The following is a 9848-nucleotide window of genomic DNA, read 5'->3' as shown; positions in this document are numbered from 1 at the left end:
ATCTACATTTGGCTTATTAAATTCAGCAATTATTTTTTCAGCTTCTTTAGTATTTAACTCTTTAGAATTAAGATTAATTTTTGATTTAATTAACTCAATTATTTTTTCTTCATACAAAGAGCCTCTCAAAGCTTGAGAGGCACTAGGATTTTTTTGATAATAATCCAAAATCATTTTTTCTTGACCAGGCATGCCTTTTATTTGTTTTTGTATTTCATTTCTTACATCTTCATCTGATACTTTTAAATTATTTTTTTCTCCATATTCATTTAGTAGTAAACCAAGTTTTATTCTAGATTTTGCTAACTTTTCATTATTAGATTTGTGCTTTTCTTTATCTTCTGACTTAAGATTCTGAGTCATGATTGAAACTTCTTGATCAATCAAATTTTGTGGTAAATCTACCTCATGATTTTTCGCGATTTGGTCTAATATTTCTTTTTTAGTAATTGCGTTTAGTGCTTGAGAATATTGACTTGAGATTTGTTTTTCAATCAGAGATCTTAGATCCTTGATATCTTTTGCTCCCATTAATTTAGCGAAATTATCGTCTATTTTAATGGCTTTAGGTTTTTTTACATGTAAAACTTTACAATCGAATTTAGTGTTTTTGTTAGCAAGTTCTTTTTTGGGGTGATTTGATGGAAGTGTAGCTGTTAATGTCTTTGAATCATTTTTTTTAACACCAACAAGTTGCTTATCAAAACCCTTTAAAAAAAGATCTTTTCCTAACTCAAGCTGAACACCTTTTCCTTCGCTTCCTTCAAATTTATCTCCATCAACTGTAGCAGAGTAATCAAAAGTAACTTGATCTCCGTTAATTGCTTTTTCGTTTTCATTTTTTTCCACAAATTGTTTATTTTGGCTAGCTAGTTGATCTATTTTTTCATCAATTATTTTATTTTCAATTTTTATTATATAATTTGTAGCTTTAAATTTATCAAAGTTTTTTAAAGTCACATTGGGCAAACAATCTATCTGGAGTTCATAGTTTAAATCTTTGCCCTCACCGAACTGTTTTAAATCTATTTTTGGCTGACCTGCGACTTTCAATTTTTTTTCATCTATAGCTTTTGTAGAAGTTTCTCTTAAAATTTTATCGACTACCTCTCCATAAATTGATTTACCAAACTGACTTTTAATTATTTCTGGAGGAACCTTTCCTGGTCTGAAACCTTTCAAGGCTATTTCTTTTTGAAGCTCATTAAGTCTTTGGTCCATTTTTATCTGTATGTTTTTTTTATCTACGAATACAGATAGGATTGTTCTAAGCCCTTTTTTTGATTTTACTTCTACTTTCATAATTATTTGGTGGGCAAGAAGAGACTCGAACTCTTAAGCCTTGCGGCACTGGTTTCTAAGACCAGCGCGTATACCAATTCCGCCACTTGCCCCGCTTTAAAGATTGTTTTATATATCAAATTAATTTTTTGTTAAACGATAAAGTCTGGAATAAATAAACATATAAATTAACAAAAGTATAAAAAACCAATATCTACTTAAGCTTGGGTTATCTGAAAAATAAATACCTGGTAGAATTAAAATGAAATAACCAACGTTAATTATAATTGAGTTTAAAAAGTTGCTTTTCTCTTTTCCGTAAACATTTGATATTTTATAAAAACTGAGCATATGCAAGTGGCTATCATCAGGATAAAAAGGAGATTTTCTACTGTATAATTTTCTAAAAAAGGAAAAAAATACTTCAAAAAAAAGATAAAATAAAAGAGTGCAATAAAAGAAAGATGAGATATTTGAATATAAATTGTTAGTAGTAATCACATTAAAAGCTATTAAAGAACCCAAAAGATATGCTCCGCCATCACCAAGAAAAATTTTTGCTGAAGGAAAATTAAATAATAAAAAAGAAAATAAAATAATTATTTGACCTATAAGTATAAAAGAAAATTCAAAATTTAAATTTTCTAAATTAATATAAGTAAGTATTGAATTAATTATAATTAGATGAATTGTGAGCATTCCATTAAATCCATCTATTAAATTTGCTCCATTTATTATAAATAAAAAACATAAGAGTACGAAAATTGGTGCTAGAAAATGATTATTGGTAATTGATTTCAAAAAAACTAAATCTATATGTAGAATATTAATCTGAAAAAAATATACAAATAAAAACAAGACTATAATCATAGCTACTAATCTTTTAAAGGGCGTAATATTAATTTTAAGATCATCTAAAAAACCTATAAAAAATATTAAGGAACTTAAGAAAATATAGTCGAATAAAACCTTTGAAAAAAGCAAATAATAAATTTCAAAAAAAATTAACAAAGAAAACAAAACTGCTACTCCTCCACTTCTTGTAATTGGCTGTTGGTGAAACGATTGAGGTTTGTGAAAATCTGAGTCTAATAATAATCCACTTTTAATTTTATGAGAATACTTGCTAATTATAAGAAAAATAAAAAAACTTATTAATGCAAAAATAGATAGAAAGCTTGCTTCAACCGACTCGTTTCCCATTTGTTTTTAAACCTTTGTTGTTTTTTTTAAAAATATAAATTCCTGAAAGAATTATAACTAAAGATAATAAAACTCTCCATGTTATTATTTCATCCATTAAATAATAGCCGAAAAAAATTCCAAAAATAGGAATTAAATATGCCACTTGAGTTTGAAAAACTAATCCATTTACAGTCAAAATTCTAAATCTTATCAACCAAGCAAAACCAGTTGCTACTACACCCAAATAAAGCAATGAAATAGTTGAAGCTAAAGTGGGATTAGAATTCCAAGGTGTTTCAATTATTATTGAGAAAGGTAAAAGGAAAATTACTGACCATAATGTTGTAGACGTCGTGACATTCTCGTTTTTTTTGTTTCTTAATTTTAGAGTTAGTAATCCACCAATACAGTAAAATGTTGATCCTAATATAGTTATCAAAGCATAGATGTAATTTTCACTATTAATGATTACTTTGTCAAAAAATAATAAAATTATACCACTAAAGCCAATTAAGACTCCTAGCGATTTTAGGACTGATAATTTTTCATCTTTCAAAAAGAAATGTGCTAAAATTGATCCACTCAAAGGTGTAGTGCTCATTAAAATTGCCGCTAAATAGCTATTAATCATCGAAGTTCCTATCGCGATCAAAACAAATGGTATAGAAATATTACACAATCCAATCAAAGCGTATAATCTCCAATTTCTGGTAAATGCCTCAATTTTTATTCTTTTAAATTTACATAAAAAAATTAACGGGATGCTGGCAAATATCACTCTTACCAAAGCAAGGGTAAAAGGTTCGTAGGAATAAGTTGCTATCTTTATGTTAAAGAAAGCGGAACCCCAAATAATAGACAGTAGTATTAATAGTGATAAATCTATGGAGTTTGCTTCTCTCATTTCAAGTTAAAATTGTATTCATGTGATTAATGCATACCTGATATATATTTTTAGTTATACTCTAAAGAAACACCTTATATATTGTCAGTTCAAAATTAAAACAATAAAACACTTAAGGAGCAAAATGAGTTCATCAAATATTCTTAAACTCATGAAGGACAAACAAGTAGAATTCGTGGATCTAAGATTTACTGATCCAAAGGGTAAGCTACAGCATTTAACAATGGACGCAACGGTTGTTGATGAGGATATGCTTGACAAAGGAGTGTTTTTTGATGGCTCGTCTATCGCAGGTTGGAAGGCTATAAACGAGTCTGACATGATTTTAAAACCTGATCTTGAAAGGCCAATAATCGATCCATTTAATTCTCATACAACTTTAAATATTTTCTGTGATATTTTAGATGCAGTAAAAAAAGATCCTTATGAAAGAGATCCAAGAGGAACAGCTAAAAAAGCTGAGGCTTATTTAAAAAAAACAGGTATTGGAGATAAATCTTATTTCGGACCCGAGCCCGAATTTTTTGTATTTGACGATGTAAGATTCAAAAATGATATGAACGAAACAAGCTTTGCAATTGATAGTTCAGAAGGTCCTTACAATACCGGGAAAAAATATGAAAATGGTAATTTAGGTCACAGGCCAGGGATTAAAGGCGGTTATTTTCCTGTTCCTCCAGTAGACAGTGCTCAAGACATGAGAGGTGAATATCTTAAAGCTCTAAAAGATATGGGCGTGAAGGTGGAAAAACATCACCATGAGGTTGCTCCAAGTCAACACGAGCTAGGTATGTATTTTGGAACATTAACTAATCAAGCTGATAATGTTCAACTTTATAAATATGCAGTACAAATGGTAACTCATTCATTTGGTAAAACCGCAACTTTTATGCCCAAACCTGTTAAAGGAGATAACGGCTCTGGAATGCATTGTCACCAATCAATTTGGAAAGGTAACACTCCTTTATTTATGGGTAAAGAGTATGCAGGTCTCTCAAAGGAAGCTCTTTATTACATCGGCGGAATCTTAAAACATGCAAGAGCGATAAACGCATTTTCTAACGCAACTACTAATAGCTATAAAAGATTAATACCTGGTTTTGAAGCACCAGTGATATTGGCTTACTCTGCTAGAAATAGGTCCGCATCGTGCAGGATACCGGTTATAATGAACCCTAAAGCAGCAAGAATGGAAATAAGATTCCCAGATGCTGCGGGCAATCCTTACTTAACTTTTGCATCAATGTTAATGGCAGGTATTGATGGGATTAAGAATAAAATTGATCCGGGTAAAGCTTTTGATCAAGATCTCTATTCACTATCCGAAGATGAAGTTAAAAAACTCCCAACGGTTTGTGGGTCTTTAAGAGAAGCAATGCAGAATCTTGACAAGGACAGAAAATTCTTAACTGAGGGTGGAGTATTTACTGACGATCAGATAGACGCGTATATTGAGTTAAAGTTCCAAGAAATTTATAATTTTGAGCATACACCTCATCCAATAGAATTCGAGATGTATTATAGTGGCTAAACTTTAAAAGACTCCCCGCAACCGCAACGCTCAGTCTCATTAGGATTTTTGAAAATAAACTGTGAAGAAAACTTTTCCTTTTTATAATCCATTTCTGTACCGAGCAAATACATTATAGCTTTAGGATCAATAAAAACTTTTACTCCTTTTTCTTCAATTACCTCTTCATTAGGTTTAATTTCATTTGCATATTCCATTACGTAAGACATTCCTGCACAACCTCCGGATTTTACACCCACTCGTACTCCGATTGCAGAGTTTTCTGCTTTAGACATTATTTGTTTTATTCTTTCGGCTGCATTATCACTTAATTTAATTATTTGCTCACTCATAGATTTAATTCTAGCTTAGCTGCTTCTGACATTTTTTCTTTTGTCCATGGAGGGTCCCAAACCAATTTTAGTTCAACATCCTCTACCCCAACAATTTTTAATATATTCTCTTTTACAGAGTTAGGCAAACTCTCAGCTACAGGACAGTTAGGAGAGGTTAAAGTCATTTCTATCAATACTTTTTTGTTCTCAATAACTTCAATCTTATAGATTAAGCCTAATTCAAAAATATTAACTGGAATCTCTGGATCGTAAATTTTTTTTATCTCATTAATTATTTTTTCTTTTAAATCATTCATAATTTATATCTTTTTTTTTAAGGCTGATAAAAGAGTATGCCATGCCATTGTAGCACATTTAATTCGCATTGGAAATTCCTGAACTCCTGATAAAGAAGATATAGTTGTTATTTGGTTTTCTGATAGGCTGTTTAAAGTGATCTTCGATTTGTGTTTTAACATATTTAAAAAATCGTCTGTGATTTTTTTTGAAAATTGTAAATCTCTACCTTTTAAAGTATCCGTGAGAATAGAAGCTGATGCTAAAGAAATTGCACATCCTTCACCTTCAAAACTAAGGTCTGAGATATTTTTGTCTTTTTCTAATTTTAAATAAATATGAACTTTATCTCCGCATAGGGGATTATGTGCTTTGGCGTCATGATTGTAACCTTCACACTTACCTTTGTTTCTGGGATTCTTCGCATGATCTAATATAATTTCTTGATATAGTTCTTTTAGTTCCATTTAAATCTGAAATACTTTCTTACATTTTTTAATTGACTCGCTTAAAACATCAATATCATCTTTACTATTATAAACTCCAATTGAGGCTCTTGCAGAAGCAGGTATTCCCAATTTATCATGTAAAATTTGACAGCAATGATGGCCAGCTCGAATTGCAACCCCATCATCATCTAAAATTGTTGCTATATCATGAGGATGAATTCCTTTTATTGTGAAAGAAATTATTGATGCTCTATTTTTGGGATTCCCAATAATATTAACAGAATTATCTTTTCTTAATTTTTCTAAACCATACTCAAGAATCTGACTTTCATGTTTTTCAATATTTTTTATTCCAAAATCTTGAATAAACTTTATTGAGTTTGCAAAAGCAACTACCTCTGCTGTTTGCATTGTTCCTGCTTCAAATTTATTAGGAGAGTCTGCGTAAGTGATTTCGTCTTTTTTTACTTCATTAATCATTCCACCACCTCCTTGATATGGCGGCAATTCATCTACCCATTTTTTTTTAGCATACAGAATGCCTAGTCCATTTGGGCCATACATTTTATGGCAAGAAATAGCATAAAAATCACATCCTAAATCTTGTACATTAAGAGCTGAATGGGGGGCGCCCTGCGTCCCGTCAATTAAAACCGGAATATTTTTTGATTTTGCTAAATCTGTAATTTTTTTAATAGGCAGAATTGTTCCCGTTACATTCGAAATATGAGTAAAAGCAATCATCTTAGTTTTTTCGGTAATTTGATTTTTAAACTCATCAATGTCTATATCTCCACTTTCATTCACCGATGCGAATTTAATAACTGCTCCTTTTTTTTTTCTTAAATAGTGCCAAGGTACATAGTTTGAATGATGCTCTAGTTCAGTCACAAGAATTTCATCACCCTCTTTGACAAATTTTTCACCATAAGTACTGGCCACTAAGTTAATTGCCTCTGTAGCTCCTTTTGTAAAAATTATTTCTTCTCTATGTTGAGCATTAAGATACGATTTAACTATATCTCTAGTTTCCTCAAATTTGTTTGTGGCTTTAACTGCTAAGGTATGTACACTTCTTCCTACATTTGAAAATTCAGTTTCATAAAATCTAGACATCTCATCTATTACCACTTTTGGTTTTTGTGAAGAATTAGCGCTATCCAAGTAGATTAAAGGTTTGCCTTTGATCTTTTGTTTAAAAATTGGAAATTTTGATTTTATATTATCAAATTTCATCAATCTGCACCTCTATGCTTTTGTCTAGAAAAGTTCTTATTTTCTCTTCAGGTATGTTGTCAAAAATTTCATTTAGAAAACCTTTTATTAAAAGTTTTTTTGCTGCCCTTAATTCGATACCTCTGGTCATTAAATAGTGTATAGCTTCAGCATCTATGCTACCAGAAGTAGATCCATGGGAACACTTTACATCGTCGGCATAAATTTCTAGCTCAGGCTTAGCACTAAATTCAGCGTTATCATTTAAAATTAAAGCTTTGCTAAGTTGATATGCATCTGTTTTTTGAGCAATATTTTTAACAAATATTTTTCCTTGATAAACTCCGTTGCTGTCACTTTCTAAAACATTTTTAATCTTTTGATAGCTTTTGCAATCCGGTGCCAAATGATTAATTTGAGTTTTAATTTCTTGATGTTCATCTTTACCTAGATTTAATCCAGATAAAATATAGCAATTACTTTTCTCTTTTTCTAGATTCATGTCAATTTCAATTTTATTAAATTTAAGTCCTGAGCTTAATATAAAATTTTGATAACTCGAATTATAATCTTGCGTACCAGAAATATTCTTATAAAAATAACCATTACTTTTTGTTTTTTGTAAAGTAATATTTTTTAAGACCGCGTTTTTATCAATATTAATTTTTTCAAACGTATTTTTAATAAATTTACTTTTCTCACCAATATTATATTCAATTAAAGTTAGTTCGGAGTTTTGACTTAATTTTATCTTATTAGAATTATTAATAATCTTGTTATCTAGATTTGAATTAAAATAATTATAAATTATTATTGGTTTTTTACATTTGTAGTCTTTTTGTACCTCTAGATTAAACCCACCAATAGATAAAGCTTTATTAAGATAATCAAGATTATTTATTATTTGATTATTAAAACCCTCGAATGATTTTAAACTTTCAATTTTTACTTTTCCGATTTCCTCAAATTGTAAGTCATAAGAATTCAACAAACCGTTTACGAGAATAATTTTATTATGATCAAAGTCATTGATTAGCTCAATTTTTTTGTCAAATTTATAATTATCATTGTTTGTTATATTCTTAAAATTCTTACTTATTATAAAATTTAGATCAGAAAATTTCCAATTTTCGTCTTTTTTATTTGGAAAGCCTCCTTTTAAAAACAATTCAAAATTTTTTTCTCTATCTGCAGTCTCTTTGTCTTTGAAGGAAGGTATTCTTTTCAAATCTATGTTAAATAAAGGTTCCATTATTTCAAATTTTCATAACCTGTTTTCTCTAATTCTAGACCCAATTCGGCACATCCTGTTTTAATAATTTTGCCTTTTGACAATACATGAATGAAATCTGGTTTAATGTAATCGAGTAGTCTTTGATAATGCGTAATAATTAGAAAAGCGTTGTTCTTATTTTTATGAGAGTTTACCCCATCAGCAACTATTCTTAATGCATCAATATCTAAACCTGAGTCTGTTTCATCTAAAATAGCTAGTTTTGGCTCTAAGAGTTTCATTTGAAGTATTTCATTTTTCTTTTTCTCCCCTCCTGAGAACCCTACATTTAATTGTCTTGATAAAAATTTTTCATCAATGTTTAACTCAGAAGCTTTTTCTTTAATTAGTTTTAAAAGATTTAATGTATCTAATTCTCTTTGGCCTTTAGATTTTCTAATTGAATTCAATGAGGTTTTGAGAAAATTAGTTGTATTTACACCTGGTATTTCTAGAGGATATTGAAAAGCTAAAAATATTCCTTTTTGAGCCCGCTCTTCAATAGGAATTTCTTGTAAATTTTTTCCCTCATATTTAAGGCTTCCACTTACATTATACCCACTTTTACCAGATAAAATATTTGCTAAGGTGCTTTTTCCAGACCCGTTTGGTCCCATAATAGCATGTACTTCTCCTGGTTTAATCTCTAGATTTAATCCATTTAAAATTGACTTATCGTTTACTGAAGCCCTCAGATTTTGCAATTGTAGCATTATCCAACGCTCCCTTCTAAACTTATAGAAACTAATTTTTGAGCCTCAACGGCAAATTCCATGGGAAGTTGCTGTAGTACTTCTTTGCAGAAACCATTTACTATAAGGCTAACTGCTTCTTCTTGACTCAGTCCTCTCTGATTGCAGTAAAATAATTGGTCCTCGTTGATTTTAGATGTCGTAGCTTCATGTTCAACTGTCGAAGAGGAATTTCTATTTCTTATATATGGCACGGTATGTGCTCCACATTTATTGCCCATCAATAATGAGTCACATTGAGTATAATTTCTCGAATTTCTAGCCTTTGCTCCAATATCAACAAGACCTCTATATGTATTATCAGCTAGACCTGCTGAAATTCCTTTTGAAATAATTTTACTTTTTGTATTTTTGCCTAAGTGGATCATTTTTGTTCCTGTGTCTGCTTTTTGATGATTATTAGTTATAGCTATTGAATAAAATTCACCTACAGAATTGTCACCTTGTAAAATACAGCTTGGATATTTCCAAGTTATCGCTGATCCAGTCTCTACTTGCGTCCACGAAATTTTAGAATTTTTACCTCTACATGCACCTCTTTTAGTAACAAAATTATAAATTCCGCCTACTCCGTCTTTGTCTCCTGGATACCAATTTTGAACTGTTGAGTATTTTATCTCTGCATCATCTAAGGCTACTAATTCTAC

11 protein-coding genes and 1 tRNA gene are annotated in these 9848 nt (G+C 30.2%); 1 reads left to right on the top strand and 11 read right to left on the bottom strand.

Annotated elements, in window-relative coordinates:
• The 4 genes from tig to AMN78_RS02025 all read right to left on the bottom strand — a co-directional run.
• Positions 1 to 1302 (bottom strand): trigger factor (gene tig, locus AMN78_RS02040; protein WP_075533938.1); only part of this gene is annotated, 1302 nt, incomplete at its 3' end.
• A 7-nt stretch (positions 1303 to 1309) separates the two neighbouring features.
• A tRNA-Leu gene (locus AMN78_RS02035) sits at positions 1310 to 1394 on the bottom strand.
• Between the two features lie 28 nt (positions 1395 to 1422).
• Positions 1423 to 2484, bottom strand: a complete 1062-nt coding sequence (locus AMN78_RS02030; protein WP_075533937.1) for an MraY family glycosyltransferase — start codon at positions 2482 to 2484, stop codon at positions 1423 to 1425.
• Entirely contained in the window at positions 2465 to 3370 is a 906-nt protein-coding gene (locus AMN78_RS02025) for a DMT family transporter (protein ID WP_075533936.1), read from the bottom strand. The genes AMN78_RS02030 and AMN78_RS02025 overlap by 20 nt, the downstream gene beginning before the upstream one ends.
• A gap of 124 nt (positions 3371 to 3494) precedes the next feature.
• Here AMN78_RS02025 and glnA point away from each other — a divergent pair, with 124 nt between their 5' ends.
• The gene (glnA, locus tag AMN78_RS02020; RefSeq protein WP_075533935.1) at positions 3495 to 4901 is read left to right on the top strand and encodes a type I glutamate--ammonia ligase; all 1407 of its coding nucleotides are present in this window, start codon (positions 3495 to 3497) and stop codon (positions 4899 to 4901) included.
• On the opposite strand, the gene AMN78_RS02015 is transcribed toward glnA, so the two are convergent.
• The 7 genes from AMN78_RS02015 to AMN78_RS01985 form a co-directional block, all read right to left on the bottom strand.
• Positions 4898 to 5233: a HesB/IscA family protein gene (locus AMN78_RS02015; RefSeq protein WP_075533934.1), complete on the bottom strand. Its 336-nt coding sequence runs from the start codon at positions 5231 to 5233 to the stop codon at positions 4898 to 4900. The genes glnA and AMN78_RS02015 overlap by 4 nt on opposite strands.
• Positions 5230 to 5532, bottom strand: coding sequence for an SUF system Fe-S cluster assembly protein (locus tag AMN78_RS02010; RefSeq protein WP_075533933.1), 303 nt, complete (start codon positions 5530 to 5532; stop codon positions 5230 to 5232). Before AMN78_RS02010 ends, AMN78_RS02015 begins: the two co-directional genes overlap by 4 nt.
• Before the next feature lie 3 nt (positions 5533 to 5535).
• Positions 5536 to 5979, bottom strand: coding sequence for a Fe-S cluster assembly sulfur transfer protein SufU (gene sufU / locus AMN78_RS02005; RefSeq protein ID WP_075533932.1), 444 nt, complete (start codon positions 5977 to 5979; stop codon positions 5536 to 5538).
• The gene (locus AMN78_RS02000) at positions 5980 to 7197 is read right to left on the bottom strand and encodes an aminotransferase class V-fold PLP-dependent enzyme (protein WP_075533931.1); all 1218 of its coding nucleotides are present in this window, start codon (positions 7195 to 7197) and stop codon (positions 5980 to 5982) included. It abuts the gene before it with no gap.
• Complete coding sequence (sufD, locus tag AMN78_RS01995) at positions 7187 to 8428, bottom strand: Fe-S cluster assembly protein SufD (RefSeq protein WP_075533930.1); 1242 nt, start codon at positions 8426 to 8428, stop codon at positions 7187 to 7189. The genes AMN78_RS02000 and sufD overlap by 11 nt, the downstream gene beginning before the upstream one ends.
• Positions 8428 to 9162 carry a Fe-S cluster assembly ATPase SufC gene (gene sufC / locus AMN78_RS01990; protein ID WP_075533929.1) on the bottom strand — a complete coding sequence of 245 codons (735 nt, stop codon included), beginning with the start codon at positions 9160 to 9162 and terminating at the stop codon, positions 8428 to 8430. The genes sufD and sufC overlap by 1 nt, the downstream gene beginning before the upstream one ends.
• Positions 9162 to 9848, bottom strand: a 687-nt coding sequence (locus tag AMN78_RS01985) for a SufD family Fe-S cluster assembly protein (RefSeq protein ID WP_179850598.1), incomplete at its 5' end; no start/stop codon positions are given. The genes sufC and AMN78_RS01985, both read right to left, overlap by 1 nt.

The sequence above is a fragment of the Candidatus Pelagibacter communis genome (assembly GCF_001179945.1).
In the GTDB taxonomy this organism is placed as follows: Bacteria; Pseudomonadota; Alphaproteobacteria; order Pelagibacterales; family Pelagibacteraceae; genus Pelagilacustribacter; species Pelagilacustribacter ubique_A.
This window is presented reverse-complemented; position numbering and strand designations above follow the sequence as displayed.